The sequence below is a fragment of the Curtobacterium sp. VKM Ac-2861 genome (genome assembly GCF_013204965.1).
GTDB lineage: Bacteria > Actinomycetota > Actinomycetes > Actinomycetales > Microbacteriaceae > Curtobacterium.
Map to the genome: position 1 here is coordinate 315,304 of NZ_JABMLA010000005.1, position 17,438 is coordinate 332,741.

Genomic DNA, 17,438 nt, shown 5'->3' on the forward strand with positions numbered 1-17,438 from the left:
GGAGCACGCGCATGGCAATGATCGACAACGCGATCTACGTCGAAGGACGTCGCATCGATTCTCCGTCGACCCTGTCGCTCGGCGCACGCCACGAGGTCGCACGGTGCGACCTGGCGTGGATCGGACTCCTCCGCCCGGACCCGAAGGAACTCGACGCCGTCGCGACCGAGTTCGACCTGCACGAGAACGCGGTGGAGGACGCCCGCAAGGGGCACCAGCGCGCGAAGCTCGAGCGGTACGGCGACACGCTCTTCCTGGTGCTCCGTCCGGCCTGGTTCGACCGCGCCGAGGGCACGGTCGAGTTCGGCGAGGTGCACCTGTTCGTCGGCGACCGGTTCGTGGTGAGCGTCCGGCACGCCGAGCGCCCCGACCTCGCGGCGCTCCGCGCCCAGGTCGAGGCCGACCCCGAGTTCCTGGCGCTGGGTTCGGAGGCCGTGACCGCCGCGGTGCTGGACGAGGTCGTGGACGGCTACGCCCCGGTGGTCGAGGTGCTGCAGGACGGCATCGACGCCATCGAGGACCAGCTCTTCGCCGGGCAGGTCGACCCCGGTGTCTCGAAGCGCATCTACCAGCTGCTCAGCGAGGTGCTGTCCTTCCAGCGCGCCACGAAGCCGGTGCCCGCGATGGTGAAGGGCCTGCTCCGCGGGGCCGACAAGTACGGCGTCGACGACGAGGTGCAGCACCGACTGCGCAACGTGCTCGACCACGCCCTGCGCGTGACCGAGCGGGTGGACTCGTTCCGGTCCCTGCTCGAGAACGCTCTGACACTGCACGCGACCCTGGTGTCGCAGGAGCAGAACGAGGCGATGCGGCGGATGACCAGTGCGAGCCTGGCGCAGGGCGAGGAGAGCCGGCAGCTCGCCCGCGCCGCGCACCGTCAGGGCGAGGAGGTCAAGAAGATCTCGTCGTGGGCGGCGATCCTGTTCGCCCCCGGGCTGATCGCCGGCGTCTACGGCATGAACTTCGACCACATGCCCGAGCTGCACTGGCGGTACGGCTACCCGGTCGCGATCCTCGGCATGCTCGCCCTGATGGGCGTGCTCTGGGCGATCTTCCGCAAGCGCAACTGGCTCTGACGCGCCGCGAGGGCGCAGCGAGGCTGCGGCCCGGCACGCCGCCGGGCCGCAGCCTCGAGGACGTTCAGGTGGCGTCGATCCGCCGGACGTGCATAATGATCTGGCCCGGAATGTGAACGTGCACATCGACGTGCCACGGCCCCGGGCGGAAACGAGCAGCAATGGCGTCATCGCGGGCACAGCAACCGCGTTCGCCCAGCATCCGTGACGTCGCACGGATCGCGGGCGTCTCCCACCAGACCGTCTCGCGGGTGCTGAACAACTCCGACGCCATCCGCGACGCCACGCGCGACAAGGTGCTGGCGGCGATGGAGCAGCTGCAGTACCGGCCGAACCGTGCGGCGCGGGCCCTCGTCACGAGCCGGACCCACACGATCGGCGTCCTGACGGCCCGGCGCGCCCACTACGGCCCGGCGGTCGCACTGCAGGCGATCGAGGACGCGGCGATGCTGCGCGGGTACTCGGTGACGACGGCGAACATCGCCGAGGCGACCGACACCGCCGTGCGCGAGGGGCTCGGGCACCTGCTCGACCTGGACGTCGAGGGCATCGTCGTCATCGCGCCCCAGCAACGGGTGTTCGACCTGATCGAGGAACTCGGCATCCGCACGCCCTACGTCACGATGCGGGCCAGTGTCGGCGAGGACCCGACCGCCCTCTGGGTCGACCAGATGGAGGGCGCGCGGCTCGCTACCGAGCACCTGCTCGACCTGGGCCACGAGTACATCCGGCACATCGCCGGCCCGCAGGACTGGATCGAGGCGGACGCCCGCATGCAGGGCTTCCTGCGCGCCATGTCGGACCGCGACATGTCCGTCGTCCCGCCGATCCTGGGCGACTGGACGGCGGACTTCGGCTACCACGCTGGCCGCGAACTCCTGCGGTGGCGGGACTGCACGGCGGTGTTCTGCTCGAACGACCAGATGGCCCTGGGCGTCATGCACGCGGCCCGCTCGTACGGGCTCGACGTGCCGGGCGACCTGTCGGTGGTCGGCTACGACGACATCCCCGAGGCGAAGCACTTCTGGCCACCGCTCACCACGGTGCAGGTCGACTTCGCCGAGCTCGGCCGCCGCTGCGTCGACCTGCTCCTGCCCGGCGAGGACGAGCTGCTCCGCCCGATCGACATCGTCCCGCAGCTCGTCGTGCGGGCGTCCACGGGAGCCCCGCGCGGTCGTTGACGCGACCACCGTCGATCCGCAGGACGCGGGTCGGGCCGGCACCGTGCCTCCCGTCCGGGGGACGTTCGTGCGGGATCACGCAGGCCGTTACGAAAACGCGACCAATCCGAATTGACAGCCGCACCGGGGCTGTGCGTAAATTACCTCCGTCCAGCCGATGTGACCGTTCACATGAGCGTCACACCAGCGGGGCACCGGACGCGACAACGAAGTCCACGCAGGCCACCTGCGCCCTTTCGCTGCCGCAGCAGAACCACCCGAACAACTGCCGCATCGCAGCGGCAGAAGGAGATGCACTGTGGCGTCAACCCCGATCGACACCGGCCTCGAGACCCGGTCGATCACCGCACCCGAGACCATCCTCGAGATGCGCTCGATCACCAAGGAGTTCCCTGGTGTCAAGGCGCTCTCCGAGGTCTCCCTCAACGTCCGCGCCGGTGAGATCCACGCGATCTGCGGTGAGAACGGCGCCGGCAAGTCGACCCTGATGAAGGTCCTGTCGGGCGTCTACCCCTACGGCACCTACGACGGCGAGATCGTCTACGAGGGCGAAGAGGTCCGCTTCAAGGACATCAAGCAGTCCGAGCAGGCCGGCATCGTGATCATCCACCAGGAGCTCGCGCTGATCCCGGAGCTCTCGATCACCGAGAACCTGTTCCTCGGCAACGAGCCCGGCAAGTTCGGCGTGATCGACTGGACGAGCGCCCAGCTCCGCGCGCAGGACCTGCTCGCCCGCGTCGGCCTGGCCGACGACCCGGACACCCAGATCAAGAACATCGGTGTCGGCAAGCAGCAGCTGGTCGAGATCGCGAAGGCCCTGCACAAGGACGTCAAGCTCCTCATCCTCGACGAGCCGACCGCGGCCCTGAACGAGAACGACTCGCAGCACCTGCTCGACCTGATCGTCGGGCTGAAGGCCAAGGGCATCTCGAGCATCATCATCAGCCACAAGCTCAACGAGATCGAGCAGATCGCCGACGAGATCACGATCATCCGTGACGGCAAGACCATCGAGACGCTGAACGTCAAGGGCGACGGCGTCAACGAGGACCGCATCATCCGCGGCATGGTCGGCCGGTCGCTCGAGAGCCGGTTCCCGGACCGCACCCCGAAGATCGGCGAGACCTTCTTCGAGGTCCGCGACTGGACCGTGCAGCACCCGCTCGACGCCAGCCGGCTGGTCTGCAAGGGCTCGAACTTCCACGTCAAGCGTGGCGAGATCGTCGGCTTCGCGGGTCTGATGGGCGCCGGCCGCACCGAGCTCGCGATGAGCCTGTTCGGTCGCTCCTACGGCACCTGGCTCGGCGGCGAGATCATCAAGGACGGCCACGAGATCAAGGTCACGAACGTCCAGCAGGCGATCCAGAACGGCATGGGCTACGTCTCCGAGGACCGCAAGGCCCTCGGCCTCAACCTGCTCGACACCGTCAAGCGGTCCACCGTCTCCGCCGATCTGCAGAAGATCTCGAAGGGCGGCGTCGTCGACTCCATCGAGGAGTACGACGTCGCCGAGAAGTACCGGAAGATGCTCCGCACCAAGGTGCCGAGCGTCGAGGAGAACGTCGGGAAGCTCTCCGGCGGGAACCAGCAGAAGGTCGTCCTGTCCAAGTGGATGTTCACCGACCCGGACATCCTGATCCTCGACGAACCGACCCGTGGCATCGACGTGGGCGCGAAGTTCGAGATCTACGGCATCATCCAGCAGCTCGCAGCACAGGGGAAGGGCATCATCCTGATCTCCTCCGAGCTCCCCGAACTCCTCGGCCTCTCCGATCGCATCTACACGATCTTCGAGGGCCAGATCACGGCCGACGTCCCCGCGGACCAGGCCGATCCAGAAACGCTCATGCGCAGCATGACCTCCGCGCGGAAGGGCGCTCCCGTCTCATGAACAACCTGAAACTGCTCTTCGGCAAGGGCAACTCGATCGGCCAGTACGGCATGATCATCGCCCTCGTCGCGATCGTCATCTTCTTCTGGTTCACCACGGACGGGCTCATCCTCGAGCCCACCAACGTGATCAACCTGTTCCTGCAGTACTCCTACATCCTCATCCTCGCGCTGGGGATGGTCATGGTGATCATCGCGGGCCACATCGACCTGTCCGTCGGATCGGTGGCGGCGTTCGTCGGCATCATCGTCGCCCAGTCGATGTCCGTCTGGCACTTCCCGGTCTGGCTGGCGATCGTGCTCGGCCTGGTCGTCGGTGCGCTCGTCGGTGCCTGGCAGGGGTTCTGGGTGGCGTTCGTGAAGGTCCCGGCCTTCATCGTGACCCTGGCCGGCCAGCTCATCTTCCGCGGTGCGAACCAGATCATCGGTGCGTCCACCTCGGTCCCGACGCCGGACGGCTACAACACCATCGGCTCCGGCTTCCTCGGTGACTTCGGCCCCGACTTCGGGTTCTCGAACGGCACGCTGCTGATCGGCGCCGTGACCATCGCCGTCCTGATCATCGTCGAGGTCCGCGGTCGTGCCCGTCGCCGCAAGATGCAGGCCGAGGTCCCGCCGCTGTGGGTCTCCGTCGTCCGCACCGGCATCCTGGTCGCCGTCACCCTCGTCGCCACGTACCTGTTCGGCGCCGGCCCGGTCGGCACGTCGATCCCGATCGTCGCGATCATCCTCGGTGTCCTGACCATCGTCTACGGCTTCATCACGAAGAACACCATCTTCGGTCGCCAGGTCTACGCGGTCGGTGGCAACTCCAGCGCCGCCGTCCTGTCCGGCGTCAGCGCCCGCAAGGTGAACTTCTTCGTCATGGCGAACATGTCGGTCCTCGCCGCGATCGCCGGCATGGTGTTCGTCGGCTACTCGAACGCCTCGGGCCCCGCGGACGGCACCGGCTGGGAGCTCGACGCGATCGCCGCCGTCTTCGTCGGTGGCGCAGCGGTCGCCGGTGGCATCGGCACCATCTCCGGCTCCATCATCGGTGGCCTCGTGATGGCGCTGCTGTCGAACGGTCTGCAGCTGATGGGCATCGAGTCCAACAAGGTCCAGATCATCCGCGGTCTCGTCCTGCTCATCGCCGTCGCCTTCGACGTCTACTCGAAGTCGCAGGGCCGCCCGTCGCTCATCGGCGGCATGATGCGGCAGTTCCAGCGCAAGGACGCAGCCGAGGTCCCCGCTGCCCAGCAGCAGCCGCGCTCGATCGAGGACCAGCCCGACAAGATCACCCTCCCCTAGTCCAACCCTTCCCCTCACAGCACCACCACCTCAACGAAGAGAAAGCACTCTCATGCGCAAGAAGCTCATCGCCGGCATCGGTCTGGCACTCGTCGCGGGCCTGGCCCTCAGCGGCTGCTCGGCTCGTGGCACCTCCGACTCGGGCGACGGCTCCGGCTCGTCCATCAAGAAGGGCGACCTCATCGGCGTCGCCCTGCCGGCCAAGACCTCGCAGAACTGGGTGCTCGCGGGCGCCGCGTTCAAGAAGTCCATCGAGGACGCCGGCTTCAAGGCCGACATCCAGTACGCCAACGCCGGCAACCCGGTCCCCGACCAGCAGTCGCAGATCTCGGGCATGGTCACCAAGGGCGCGAAGGCGATCATCATCGGTGCCGCCGACGGTTCGCAGCTCGGCTCGCAGGTCAAGGCCGCCAAGGCCCAGGGCACGACCGTCATCGCCTGGGACCGCAACATCCTGAACACGAAGAACGTCGACTACTACGTCGCGTTCAACAACTTCAAGGTCGGCCAGCTGCAGGCCCAGGCACTGCTCAAGGGCCTCGAGGAGAAGAAGGGCGACGGACCGTACAACGTCGAGCTCTTCGCCGGTTCGCCGGACGACGCCAACGCCACCGTGTTCTTCAACGGTGCGATGGACGTCCTGCAGCCGAAGATCGACGACGGCACGCTCAAGGTCGTCTCGGGTCAGACCACGTTCGCCAAGGTGAACACGCAGGGCTGGCTCGCGCAGAAGGCCCAGTCGCGCATGACCGACCTGCTGGCCCAGTACTACACGGGTGACACCAAGCTCGACGGCGTCCTGTCGCCGAACGACACCCTCGCCCGTGCGATCCTCACCGCGACCAAGGCCGCCGGCAAGGACAACCCCGTCGTGACCGGGCAGGACTCGGAGACCGCTTCGATCCCGCTCATCATGAAGGGCACGCAGTACTCGACGATCTACAAGAACACCACGGAAGAGGCCCAGGCGGCCATCGACCTGGTGTCCGACCTCGCCGACGGCAAGACCCCGAAGACGACCAAGGACAAGAACAACGACAACGGTTCGAAGGTCGTCCCGGCCGTCGAGCTGACGCCGATCCTGGTCACGAAGGACAACGCGGTCGAGGCCTACAAGGGCAACGACACCCTCGAGGAGCTCGCCAAGAAGGGCTGATCTCCCCCGCTCACACGGACGGCCCCGTCTCGCCTCGGCGAGACGGGGCCGTCCTGCGTCGTCGTGGGGCCGGCCACGGTCGGACGGGAGGCCCGGGGCACGTCGTGATCCGTGCCTCCCGTCCGCCGTGCACGCACGTCCGGTGCCCGCGCGACCCGCCGGGTCAGGGCCGGGTCGCGCGCAACCGCCGCGCTGCGTCGGCCAGGTGCGGCACGTCCGTGTGGGCCGTGCCGAACACCACCGCGCGAGTGGTGTCGAAGTAGCGCCGGGTCAGCCGGTCGCCGAGGTCGGACACCCGCGACCACGGGATGTCCGGCTCGCTCGCGGTGACGGTGCTCGGCAGGACACGGACCGCCTCGCCGATCTCGACCAGCCGCATCCGGACGGCGTCGTGCACCAGGTCCTCGGGCAGCCGCTCGTCGCCGACGTACCGGCCGATGGCCTCGCACGCGCCGATGACGTCGTCGAGTCGGTCGCCGACCAGCCGGGGCGTCACCGGTTCCTGGCTCACAGCGGCACCGCGCGTCGGACGACCTCGGGACTCATGCCGGCGGCGTCCACGACGTCGACGCGCACGCCGAGCAGTCGCTCGGCGCCGTCCTGGATGCGCATGAGCGCGAAGATGCCGAGCCCGGCGTCGACGTCGATCATCAGGTCGACGTCGCTGCCCGGGCCGTCGTCCCCACGGGCGACGCTGCCGAACAACCGGGGGTTCCGGCCACCGAACCGCTCGACGACGGCGATCAGGTCCTGCCGCGCGGCGGCGACGCGTTCACGCAGCGGCGGTGGGTCCTCGACCGGCAGCAGGTCGATCGACGTGGTGAAGCCCGCGGCCCGGAGCATGCGCTGGAGTGCGGCGAGCGAGGGTTCGCGTCGGCCGTTCTCGTACGTGCTGATGACGCTCTGCGTGACGCCGGCGCGGCGGGCGAGCTGGACCTGCGTCAGTTCGGCGCGGTCACGGGCGTCACGGATGAGCGCGGCCGCCGACACCGTCGGCATCGGACGTGGAGGGACTGCGGACATGCTGCAACGATACACAGCATGCGACATTTCGTCCGCTGGATGACGCGCGGTGTCGACCCGGAACGACGTCATCGATGTCGCACGACGTCGATGACGTCGCTCCGGGTCGGACGGACCGCGGTCAGGGGCGCGCTGAGACGTCCGCGCGGTGGAAGTTCTGCGCCGAGCGCGACGGGGTCGGCCCACGCTGGCCCTGGTAGCGCGACTGGTACTCGGCCGAGCCGTACGGCTTCTCGGCAGGGCTGGACAGCTGGAAGAAGCACAGCTGCCCGATCTTCATGCCGGGCCAGAGCTTGATCGGCAGCGTCGCGACGTTCGACAGCTCGAGCGTCACGTGGCCGGAGAACCCGGGGTCGATGAACCCCGCGGTCGAGTGGGTCAGCAGGCCGAGGCGTCCGAGCGAGCTCTTGCCCTCGAGCCGCGCGGCGATGTCGTCGGGCAACGTGACGACCTCGTACGTCGAGCCGAGCACGAACTCGCCGGGGTGCAGCACGAACGCCTCGTCCGGGTCGGTCTCGACCAGCCGGGTCAGGTCGGGCTGGTCGACCGCCGGGTCGATGTGCGGGTACTTGTGGTTGTCGAACAGCCGGAAGAACTTGTCGAGCCGGACGTCGATGCTCGACGGCTGGACGAGCGAGGCGTCGTGGGGGTCGAGACCGATCCGGCCCTCGGCGAGCTGGGCGGTGATGTCGCGATCGGAGAGCAGCACGCCGTGCAGCCTAGCGGCAGCGGACCCTCGCCGATATGCTGCGAGGCTGTCCGGAGCCGGGCGGCGTCGCACCGCCGGGAGGAACCGACATGACCGCGTACACCGTCCACGAACTCGTGGTCCCCGCCACGATGGACGACGACCCGGGGACCGTGCGGGCGTTCCGCGAGTGGGTCGACGTGCAGAACCGCGCCGAGGTGTCGATCACCGGACTGCCGGAACTGCTCTGGACGCCCGAGGAACAACTGCCGTACCTGATCGACCCCGACGCGCCCAGCCGACTGTTCCTGGTCCGTGACGACGAGGGGGCCGCGGTGGGGGCCGGCTCGTACGAATCGAAGGCGGTCGCGGACGCCCCGAACTGCTGGATGGCGGTCAGCGTGGCGCCCGAGCACCGGCGCCGTGGCATCGGCACGCTCCTGGCCGAGCACGTCGAAGCGGTCGCGAGGCAGCAGGGCCGCACGCAGTGGAAGACGTACGCCGTGTCACGGCAGGTCGGCGCGGCAGCAGGCCCCGGGTACCTCCGTGCACCGACCGGGTTCGGCGCCGTGCCCGAGGACGATCCCGGAGCCCGGTTCCTGACGGGCCGGGGGTGGCGGTTCGGCCAAGTGAACCGGATCAGCCGTCTGGAGCTCCCAGCCGACCCCGATGCACTCTCCGGTATCCGCGCGGCAGCGACGCGGGCGGCGGCCGACCGGTACCGCGTGCACACCTGGGCCGGACCGACTCCGCCCCGGTGGCAGACGGACGTCGCACTCCTCCTGACCCGGATGAGCACCGATGCCCCGGCCGGCGACATGGCCGAGCCCGAGGACGCCTGGACGATCGACCGGCTCCGGACGCACGAGCAGCACCTCGACGACGGCCCGCGCACCATGCGCACCGTCGCCGTGGAGGACGTGTCGTCCGGCGGACTCGTCGGCTTCACCCAGCTCGCCGTCCCCGGGCCCGTGGTCCAGCCGGTGATGCAGGGCGACACCCTCGTACTGCGCGAGCACCGCGGCCACCGGCTCGGGTGGCTGCTCAAGGTCGTCGGGATCGAGACGATCGAGCGCGACCACCCGGGGCACCCGTCGATCATCACGTTCAACGCCGAGGAGAACCGCCCGATGCTCGACGTGAACGAGGCCGTCGGGTTCGTGGGCGTCGGCAGCGAGGGGATCTGGGAACACCGCCCGGCGTAGAGTTCCCCCATGGCGCGCTCACGGGGGATGGACGATCTGGTCAGCGACGGGGTCTTCCTGGCCTGGGAGGCGCAGCTGCAGCTCGCCGACCTGTACGACGACCACGAACGCTGGAACGTCGACCTCGCCGCCGGCACCCTGCAGTTCGTCGGGCCGCACCCGGGCGAGTTCCGGATCCAGCTCCTGGGGTCGGCCGCACCGGGGCCGCGCAGCTGGCTCTGGGGCTGGGCGAACCCGTCGCAGTACCCCGCGTCGGTGCTCGCCGCCGCGAACGCCACCCGCGCGCTGGGCGAACGGCTCGGCATCCCGGAACTCGTGCAGGGCGAGGTCCCGTTCGGCGAGCACCGGCAGGCCGACGCCGCAGACGCCGGGTACGAGTTCGCGTGGGACATGTCGATCGCGGCACGGCTGGCGACCGGTTCGTGGTTCGGCTTCGGCGGGCACGTCGGCGGAGGTTCCCGCCTGTGGGTGCTGTTCGAGGGTCTGCTGTTCGCGCCACCGACGGTCCCCCGGATGGTCCGGGTCTTCGGTGAGGGCCTGCAGACGACCGAGGTGCACGACCACCGCCGCGCCGTGGGGAGCTGGGCGTCGCTCCGCGGTGTCCCCTGGGACGGGCGCACGCTGACGTTGGCAGACGGGACCATCACGGTCGACTTCGACGAGCTGGGCCGGATCCGCGACCTGCAGGGGTCGTCGGCGCGACCCTGAGGCGGGCCGCAGCGCGCGCTGCGGACTGACACCGCGCCTCCAGACCGACCCGCCTACCATGGAGGGTCCGCGGTCTCGCGGACGCACGCGTCCCTGGAACAAGGTTGATGACCGTCACGTCCCCCGCAACCCAGCCTGGAGGCCCGGCGCCGGAATCCGCGCCCGTCACCGCGCGCACGTCCACCGTCGCGACCGTGCTGGTCGTCGCCATCCCGCTCGCGGTCGCGTGCTCGATACTCGGCCTGACGATCACCGGAGCGTTCACCGCGAACCAGCAGCTGGTGTCCGCCGGCGACGTGGTCGAGTACGGCCTGCCGATCGCCCGCGTGGTGCACGACACCATGGCGGCGCTGACCGTCGGCCTGCTCATCGTCGCCGCGTTCGCGCTGCCGGCACAGAAGAAGGACCACCGGGCACTGTCGAGCGTGCAGCACCGCGCCACGCGCTGGGCGGCGGCGACCGGATCGATCTGGTTCCTCGCCGCGGCCGTCACCGTCGTGCTGACCGGCGCCAACACCCTCGGCGTCCCGCTCACCAGTCCGGTGTTCGCCCGCAACTTCATGCTGTTCGCGTTCCAGGTCGAGATCGGCCAGGCGCTCGTGGTCTCCGCGGCGGCGATCCTCATCGCGACCGTGCTCGCCGCGTTCGCCACCCGGGTCACGACGCTCGCCGTCGCCACCGTGTTCGGCCTCTTCGCCCTGCTCCCCCTGGCACTGTCCGGCCACGCCGCCGGCTCGCTCGAGCACGCCAACGCCGTGAACTCCCTCGCGATCCACCTGATCGGGGTGTGCGTCTGGGCCGGCGGGCTCGTCGCCGTCGTGCTGCTGCGCACCCGCACGAAGGGCGCGACCGGTCGGGTGGTCTCCCGCTACTCCACGCTGGCCGGGTGGTCGTTCGGCGCCGTCGCGTTCTCCGGCATCGTCAACGCCTCGCTGCGGCTGACCGGTCCGCTCGACCTCGTCACCACCCCGTACGGCGCGCTCATCACGGTCAAGGCCGTCATCCTGGTGGTGCTCGGGGTCGCCGGCGTCGTGCAGCGCCGCAAGCTGGTGCCCGGGCTGCTCCGCGCGCCGCTCGACCGCCGTCGGTTCACCCGGTTCGCGCTCGCCGAGATCGTGTTCATGGCCGTGGCGATCGGCGTCTCGGTGGCCGTGTCCCGCTCGCAGCCGCCGATCCCGCAGACGCCCGAGACCGGTGAGGACACCCGCTCCGGTCTGATCGGGTTCCCGTTCCCGCCGGCCCAGACGATGCACACGTACCTGACGCAGTGGCACATCGACTGGGTGTGGCTCGGGCTCGCCGTCGTCGGTGCGGTCTGGTACCTGCTCGCCGTGCGGAAGCTCCGGAAGCGCGGCGACAAGTGGCCCGTCGGGCGCACCATCGCCTGGGTCATCGGCTGCGCCCTGTTCATCTGGACCACGTCGGCCGGACCGGCCGTGTACGGCATGATCCACTTCTCGTCGCACATGGTCCAGCACATGCTGCTCATGATGTTCGTGCCGCTGCCGCTCGTGCTCGGCGGCCCGGTGCTGCTCGCCATGCGCACCCTGCCGGTCCGCAACGACGGTTCCCGCGGGGCCCGCGAGTGGCTCATGCTCTTCGTGCACTCCCGGTACATGCAGTTCATGGGGAAGCCCGCCGTCGCCGGTGTGATCTTCGCCGGGTCGCTCGTGGTGTTCTACTTCACGCCGGCGTACCAGGCGGCGATGCAGTCGCACGAGTGGCACGTCGCGATGGTCGTCCACTTCGTGCTGAGCGGCTACCTGTTCTTCTGGGTGTTCGTCGGCGTCGACCCGGGGCCGAAGCGTCCGCCGTACCCGATCCTGATCATCGCGCTGCTCGCGACGCTGGCCTTCCACGCGTTCTTCGGCGTTGCCGTGATGACCTCGCAGTCGGTGTTCGCGATCGACTGGTTCCACGCGCTCGGCCAGACGAACGACGCCGCACTGCTCGACGACCAGCACACCGGCGGCGGCATCGCCTGGGGCGCCTCCGAGCTGCCGATGGTCTTCGTCGCGCTGCTCGTGGTGCGGAACTGGATCCGCACGGACAAGCGCGACGCGAAGCGGCTCGACCGCAAGGCCGAGCGCGACGGTGACGCCGACCTGAAGGCGTACAACGAACGTCTGGCGGCGATCAACGCGTCCGACACCGCGCGCCGCGACTGACGGACACCAGGCGCACGAACAGGACGGCGCCCCGGGCATCTGCCCGGGGCGCCGTCCTCGTCCGTGCGGTCGGTCACTCCGCGGTGGTGTCGGCGACCGTGCCGCGAGCAGCTCGGGTGCGACGGACCATCAGGAGCACCAGGCCCGCGATGAGCAGCGCTGCCGCCAGTGCCATGGCGGTGCCCACGGCCACGGGCGAACCCGTGAACGCGAGCGCACCGGTGGTGGTCGGCGCAGGCGTGGCGGACGCCGTGGCCGACGCCGACGGGGCGATCGGTGCGGCCGTCGCCGAGGGGTCGGCGGAGTCCGACGGTCCCGGGGCAGGCGCCGAGGTCTCCGGCGCGGTCGGCTCGTCGGTCGGCTCCGGCGTCGGCTCGACGGCGGGGAGCGCCGCGACGACGACCTCGAGCGTGCTGCTCGACGCGGCGAACGACGCGTCACCGCTGTAGGCAGCCGTGACCGTGTTCGTGCCGACCGGCAGGGCGTCGGTCTCGCAGGTCGTCTCGGGCAGCGTGACGGTGCACAGGACGGAGCCGTCCGCTGCCGTGAAGGTCACGGTGCCGGTCGCGCCGGCGGGCAGGCCGGATGCGGTCAGGCGGACCTTCGAGCCGACGACCGGGGCCGTCGCGTCGGTGCTCGCCACGAGGGCTGTCGACTGCGCGGTCACGACCAGCTCGAACGGCGCACCGTCGGCGGCCTCGTAGTTGTCGTCGCCGCTGTAGTGGGCGTGCACGGTGTACTTGCCACCCGGCAGGTCGGACGGGATCGCGCACGTGGTGTCGGGCAGCGTCGCGGTGCACAGGACGGTGCCGTCGTCGGTGACGTACTCGATGGTGCCGGTGGCGTCCTCGGGCACGTTCGGGGTGTCGAGCGTGGTGGTCTCGCCGTGCGTGACCGTCACCGTGGTGTCGGGTGCGGTCGGCTCGCCGCCGTCGCTCGGGTCACCGCCGTCGCTCGGGTCACCACCACCGGTACCGGGCTGGGTGCCGATGGTCGTCGAGGCCTTCCGGACCGTCAAATCCACTGCGACCGAGGTCGAGCCGGCGTGCAGCGCGTCGCCGGAGTAGACGGCGGTCACCGTGTGCGTGCCGGCACCGAGGCCCTCGGCCACGCAGCTCGTGTCGGGGAGCGTCGCCGTGCACAGGACGGTGGAGCCCTCGCGGTACTCGACCGTGCCGGTCGGCGCGGCGACCGTCTCCGAGCCGGAGCCCAGGCCGGTGACGTCGAGCGTGATCTGCTCGCCGTACGCAGCGGACGTCGGGGTCGACTCGACCGCGACGGCCGTCGGCACCTTGGTCGCGGTGAGCGCACCCGTGCCGGACGCAGCGGTGTGGTCCGCGTCACCCTCGTAGGTCGCGGTGATCCCGCTGGTGCCGACCGTCGACGTCGTCGTGTCGCACGAGGCCGCACCGTCGACGATCGTCGCCGTGCAGAGCACCGCGCCGGTCTCGGTGTCGGTGAACGTGACGGTGCCGGTCGGCGCGGTCGCACCGGTCTTCGCAGACGACGCGACCTGGGCGGTCAGCGTGACCGTGTCGCCCACGGTCGCGGTGGCGTCGGCGACCGTGAGCGTCGTGCCCTGCGGCTCGACGGTCAGGCCGCGGGTGACGGTGACCGCCTCGGCGTCGGTCGACGCCAGGACGGTGGAGATCGTCGCGGTGCGCGCTGCGCCCGTGACCGAGTACGGGATGGAGAGGGTGGGCAGCTCGGTGCCCGGGGCGAGGGGCGATGCGGCGTCGACGGCCTGGTCGCACGTGACGACCTGCCCGACGGGCGGCTGGCAGGTCCAGCCCGCACCGGTCACACCGGAGACGTCGGGCGTGACGCCCGCCGGGAACGTGGTGGTCGTCCGCACGAGCTGCGACTCGGAGCCACCGTCAGCGGAGACGGTGGGGGTGATCGTGTACGCGCCGGAACCGGCGTGCGCGACGGTGGCCGTGCCTCCCGTGCTGGCGGTCAGCACCGGCACCGGACCGGCGGCCGTCGTGGTGCGGAGGTAGTTGACCTCGTGGATGTCGTTCTGCCCGCCGGTGCCCGCGACCCACCCGTAGGTGAGCTTGTAGGGGTAGCCGGTGGCGGGGTCGACCCACGACGGGTCGACGTTCGCGGCGTTGCCGGTGGTGAGCTTCGGCAGGGCGCCACGGACGACCTGCTGCGAGCCGCCGATGGACGTGAAGACGACCGCGTACTGACCGGCGGGAACGGACACCGCGGTGTTCTCCTGCGCGGCGAGCGCCGACGACGTCGGGTTGATCACGATCTCGACGGGCACCTTGGCCTGCGCACGGTCGGTGACGCCGGTCTTGTTGAGCGACCCGTTGACCACGGTGCGGGACTGCACGCAGTAGCCGGTGCCGCCGTCGCCGGGGCCTCGGACGGTCACGGCGTTCGCCGTGAGGCTGCCGTTGGTCGCTTGGTCGGACTCGCACCCGGTGCCACCGAACTGGCGGTTGCCGAAGTTGCCGTAGCGGTCGAGGCCGATGCCGAGGTACGCGTGGGACAGACCCTGCGCGTTGTTCGTCGTGCTCGCGCTGTAGCCGAGCGAACCGCCCAGGTAGCCGATCTTCGCCGGCACGGTCGGGTTGTACGGGTCGGTCGCGGCGAGGTAGAAGACGATGCCGTCGGCCGAGGAGCCGTTGTACTGGTAGCTGTCGAAGACCGCGTCGATGCCCTTCGTGATCGGCACGGACTGCTTCGCACCGAGGCCACCGGCCTGGTTGTTCACCGCACCGGTCAGGCGGAGCGCGCCGCTGCCGTCGGCGTCCGTGGCGCCCGCACAGGTCGGGATCGAGCCGGTGTTCGCCGAACCTGCTGCGGGCTTCGCCGTGAGGCACGCGACGTTCGCGGCACCGGACTGCGTCGACGGCAGGATGTAGGCGTCGCCGGCGCTCGCGCCGGTGAACCCCTCGTTCACGAAGGTGGTCTGCGCGGGTGCCGCGGCGGACGCGGTGGTCGCTCCGACCCCGACGAGCGCGACGCCCGCGAGACCGGCGACGACCACGCCGGTGAGGATCTTGCGAGCGCGCGCGACGGCGCGCCCCTGGTGGTGTGTACGCACTGGAGCCCTGTTCAGTGAGAAGGGTGCCGACGAGGAGCGTGCTCGCCCGGCTCGTCGGCTCGGGTCCTCACACCGTAGAGCGGCTCTGGGTACTCACGGGTCTCGAAACGTGAGTTCTCACCACAACTGGGGGCAGACCGTGGCCGATCCGCGCGACGAGCCGCTCCGGCAGGCGTGGCGTCCGGCAGTCGTCGCGTCCGGCGGACGTCGCCGGCCGGCCGCGCCGGCTCCGTCAGTCGCCGTGGACGATGCAGACCGCGTCGAGGTCGAGCGCGGCCTCGAGCGCCGCCGAGATCCCGGACTCGCCGTCGGCCCCCGCCGGGGTGACGGTGTCGACCCACCACAGCGGCGTCGCGATCGTGGGAGCGTCCGGCAGGATCCGCTCGACCTCGTCGAACGAGTCCACCCGCCGCACCCCGAGCACGGTGATCACCGGGTGCGTGGCGTCGCGGCAGACCTGCAGCATCGGGCCGTCGTCGAGTGCTCGGACACCCCAGGACTCGTCGTGCAGGAGCAGTGCCTCGGCGACCTCCCGCGGCTCGACCGGCTGGCGGCAGAGGATGGTGACGTCACGCGGCACCGTGACCGCCTGCCACCCGGGCGTCCCGCACGTGTCCGTCGAGCGTGCCCTCGTCGTGGGCCGGGTCGAGGGGCGCTCCGCCGACGAGCTGCAGGAAGCGGTCCTCGTCGATGCGGTCGAGGAAGGACTCGAGGGCTTCCCAGCCGTCCTCGAAGCGGACGATCATGCCGCCGTCGACGATGTCGCTGTCAGCGGTGCCGGTGTCGCCTGCTCCGGACGGGTCGCCTGCGCCGGACCGGTCGCCTGCCCCGGACCGGGTGCCGAACGTCGCCGTCGTGGTGCGCGGTGGCGGCCAGACCCCGTCGCGGTCCAGGAACTCGGAGGCTTCGGGTCCGACGACGACGGCGAGCGGCGACGGCTCGCCGTGCGACACCGCGCGGATCAGGTGGTCGGCGTCCCCCCGGCGCTGCATCACCACACCGAAGACGGGCACGACCTGGTCGGCGACCTGCTGCACGGCGTCGAACAGGCGGTTCGCGAGCTCCGGGTCGGTGTTCTCCTCGGGCACGGTCAAGACGGCGGACATCGTCTCGACGACGACGCCACCGACCAGGTGGGCGGTCATCGTGGCAGAGAAGCCCTCGCCGACGGCGTACGAGGTCGACACCCCGGGTGCCTCGTGCTTGGCGTACTGCGTGACGACCCATCGGTCCCACGGAACGGTGAGCGGTTCGGCGGTGCCCCAGCGGGTGGGGCAGGTGCCGACGGTGTGGCACAGGGCCTCGATCGCGGACCCCATGTCCACGGCACGCTCGGCGTGGTGGCGGAGCGTCAGGTCGATGCTGATCTGGCGGACGGAGTCGGCTGCGACCGGGTGCTCGGGAGACGGTGTGCCGACGAGTTCGGGGCCGCGGTGCACGAAGTCCTCGATGCCCGAGGCTGCCGCACCCGTCCGGCCGTCGCGCAGTGTCCCGTCGAAGTCGGCGACGGCCCACGCGGCACCGTAGGCACCGAGCGCGTGCCGCAGGGCGGGGGTGATCGCGGATTCGCGCCCGGTCCGCAGCACGACCATGCGGCCGGCGTCCGCCGACCGGCGGAGCAGTGAGGCGAGCGCGTCCGTCAGCCACACGACCGGCGAGGCGGACTCGACCACGATGGCGGGACCGACCACGTCGTCGATGAGGGGATGCCTGACCATCCGGTCCTCCTCGGGTTCTTCGGCGCTGGAACTCCCTGGACGGTACACACGAGGACGACACCTGTCCGTCAGGCTGGCGTGCTCACAGCGGAGACTCGGGAGGCACGACACACGCCCGACAGGAGGCGTACGGTGCGCGGTCGGCTGGCTTCCAGGCGAGAATCCGCTAGGCTTGTGGAGTCCCGTTCTGCGGGGCGCGCGAGTGTAGTTCAATGGTAGAACTCCAGCTTCCCAAGCTGGTAGCGCGGGTTCGATTCCCGTCACTCGCTCCAACTAG

At 70.3% G+C, this 17,438-nt stretch carries 14 protein-coding genes and 1 tRNA gene; 9 read left to right on the forward strand and 6 right to left on the reverse strand.

Going from position 1 to position 17,438, the window contains the following annotated elements:
- Positions 1–11 precede the first annotated feature (11 nt).
- The 5 genes from HQQ88_RS14585 (at position 12) to HQQ88_RS14605 (ending at position 6,593) form a co-directional block, all read left to right on the forward strand.
- Positions 12–1,076 carry a magnesium and cobalt transport protein CorA gene (locus HQQ88_RS14585; RefSeq protein ID WP_173169885.1) on the forward strand — a complete coding sequence of 355 codons (1,065 nt, stop codon included), beginning with the start codon at positions 12–14 and terminating at the stop codon, positions 1,074–1,076.
- Between the two features lie 161 nt (positions 1,077–1,237).
- The gene (locus tag HQQ88_RS14590) at positions 1,238–2,257 is read left to right on the forward strand and encodes a LacI family DNA-binding transcriptional regulator (protein WP_134195433.1); all 1,020 of its coding nucleotides are present in this window, start codon (positions 1,238–1,240) and stop codon (positions 2,255–2,257) included.
- A gap of 367 nt (positions 2,258–2,624) precedes the next feature.
- A complete protein-coding gene (gene mmsA, locus HQQ88_RS14595) occupies positions 2,625–4,148 on the forward strand; it encodes a multiple monosaccharide ABC transporter ATP-binding protein (protein ID WP_123293834.1) in 1,524 nt (507 codons plus the stop codon).
- A complete protein-coding gene (mmsB, locus tag HQQ88_RS14600; RefSeq protein WP_123293491.1) occupies positions 4,145–5,437 on the forward strand; it encodes a multiple monosaccharide ABC transporter permease in 1,293 nt (430 codons plus the stop codon). Before mmsA ends, mmsB begins: the two co-directional genes overlap by 4 nt.
- 52 nt (positions 5,438–5,489) lie before the next feature.
- Positions 5,490–6,593: a sugar-binding protein gene (locus HQQ88_RS14605; protein WP_123937388.1), complete on the forward strand. Its 1,104-nt coding sequence runs from the start codon at positions 5,490–5,492 to the stop codon at positions 6,591–6,593.
- A gap of 163 nt (positions 6,594–6,756) precedes the next feature.
- Here HQQ88_RS14605 and HQQ88_RS19640 read toward each other — a convergent pair whose 3' ends face one another.
- The 3 genes from HQQ88_RS19640 to dcd all read right to left on the reverse strand — a co-directional run bounded on the left by HQQ88_RS19640 (position 6,757) and on the right by dcd (position 8,325).
- On the reverse strand, positions 6,757–7,104 hold the full coding sequence (locus tag HQQ88_RS19640; RefSeq protein WP_123293489.1) for a DUF86 domain-containing protein: 348 nt from the start codon (positions 7,102–7,104) through the stop codon (positions 6,757–6,759).
- Positions 7,101–7,616 carry a helix-turn-helix domain-containing protein gene (locus HQQ88_RS14615; RefSeq protein ID WP_165932432.1) on the reverse strand — a complete coding sequence of 172 codons (516 nt, stop codon included), beginning with the start codon at positions 7,614–7,616 and terminating at the stop codon, positions 7,101–7,103. The genes HQQ88_RS19640 and HQQ88_RS14615 overlap by 4 nt, the downstream gene beginning before the upstream one ends.
- Positions 7,617–7,737: 121 nt before the next feature.
- A complete protein-coding gene (dcd, locus tag HQQ88_RS14620; RefSeq protein WP_123339996.1) occupies positions 7,738–8,325 on the reverse strand; it encodes a dCTP deaminase in 588 nt (195 codons plus the stop codon).
- 89 nt (positions 8,326–8,414) lie between these two features.
- Here dcd and HQQ88_RS14625 point away from each other — a divergent pair, with 89 nt between their 5' ends.
- The 3 genes from HQQ88_RS14625 to HQQ88_RS14635 all read left to right on the forward strand — a co-directional run bounded on the left by HQQ88_RS14625 (position 8,415) and on the right by HQQ88_RS14635 (position 12,385).
- The gene (locus tag HQQ88_RS14625) at positions 8,415–9,509 is read left to right on the forward strand and encodes a GNAT family N-acetyltransferase (RefSeq protein WP_173169887.1); all 1,095 of its coding nucleotides are present in this window, start codon (positions 8,415–8,417) and stop codon (positions 9,507–9,509) included.
- Between the two features lie 9 nt (positions 9,510–9,518).
- Positions 9,519–10,217, forward strand: a complete 699-nt coding sequence (locus tag HQQ88_RS14630; protein ID WP_173169889.1) for a DUF6882 domain-containing protein — start codon at positions 9,519–9,521, stop codon at positions 10,215–10,217.
- Between the two features lie 107 nt (positions 10,218–10,324).
- On the forward strand, positions 10,325–12,385 hold the full coding sequence (locus HQQ88_RS14635; RefSeq protein ID WP_173169891.1) for a cytochrome c oxidase assembly protein: 2,061 nt from the start codon (positions 10,325–10,327) through the stop codon (positions 12,383–12,385).
- A gap of 73 nt (positions 12,386–12,458) precedes the next feature.
- On the opposite strand, the gene HQQ88_RS20225 is transcribed toward HQQ88_RS14635, so the two are convergent.
- The 3 genes from HQQ88_RS20225 to HQQ88_RS14650 all read right to left on the reverse strand — a co-directional run bounded on the left by HQQ88_RS20225 (position 12,459) and on the right by HQQ88_RS14650 (position 17,161).
- Positions 12,459–15,443, reverse strand: coding sequence for an Ig-like domain repeat protein (locus HQQ88_RS20225; protein WP_173169893.1), 2,985 nt, complete (start codon positions 15,441–15,443; stop codon positions 12,459–12,461).
- Between the two features lie 232 nt (positions 15,444–15,675).
- Entirely contained in the window at positions 15,676–16,023 is a 348-nt protein-coding gene (locus HQQ88_RS14645) for a hypothetical protein (protein WP_123293483.1), read from the reverse strand.
- Entirely contained in the window at positions 16,013–17,161 is a 1,149-nt protein-coding gene (locus tag HQQ88_RS14650; RefSeq protein ID WP_133937507.1) for a DUF6177 family protein, read from the reverse strand. Before HQQ88_RS14650 ends, HQQ88_RS14645 begins: the two co-directional genes overlap by 11 nt.
- A 198-nt stretch (positions 17,162–17,359) precedes the next feature.
- Between HQQ88_RS14650 and HQQ88_RS14655 the strand changes: the two genes are divergently transcribed.
- A tRNA-Gly gene (locus HQQ88_RS14655) sits at positions 17,360–17,433 on the forward strand.
- Positions 17,434–17,438: the final 5 nt, after the last annotated feature.

Coding starts and splice junctions, on each gene's coding strand:
- HQQ88_RS14590 (WP_134195433.1), top strand. CDS start 1,238: ATGGCGTCATCGCGGGCACAGCAACCGCGTTCGCCCAGCATCCGTGAC.
- HQQ88_RS14625 (WP_173169887.1), top strand. CDS start 8,415: ATGACCGCGTACACCGTCCACGAACTCGTGGTCCCCGCCACGATGGAC.
- mmsA (WP_123293834.1), top strand. CDS start 2,625: ATGCGCTCGATCACCAAGGAGTTCCCTGGTGTCAAGGCGCTCTCCGAG.
- HQQ88_RS14615 (WP_165932432.1), bottom strand. CDS start 7,616: ATGTCCGCAGTCCCTCCACGTCCGATGCCGACGGTGTCGGCGGCCGCG.
- HQQ88_RS14605 (WP_123937388.1), top strand. CDS start 5,490: ATGCGCAAGAAGCTCATCGCCGGCATCGGTCTGGCACTCGTCGCGGGC.
- HQQ88_RS14585 (WP_173169885.1), top strand. CDS start 12: ATGGCAATGATCGACAACGCGATCTACGTCGAAGGACGTCGCATCGAT.
- HQQ88_RS14635 (WP_173169891.1), top strand. CDS start 10,325: ATGACCGTCACGTCCCCCGCAACCCAGCCTGGAGGCCCGGCGCCGGAA.
- HQQ88_RS14630 (WP_173169889.1), top strand. CDS start 9,519: ATGGCGCGCTCACGGGGGATGGACGATCTGGTCAGCGACGGGGTCTTC.
- HQQ88_RS14650 (WP_133937507.1), bottom strand. CDS start 17,161: ATGGTCAGGCATCCCCTCATCGACGACGTGGTCGGTCCCGCCATCGTG.
- mmsB (WP_123293491.1), top strand. CDS start 4,145: ATGAACAACCTGAAACTGCTCTTCGGCAAGGGCAACTCGATCGGCCAG.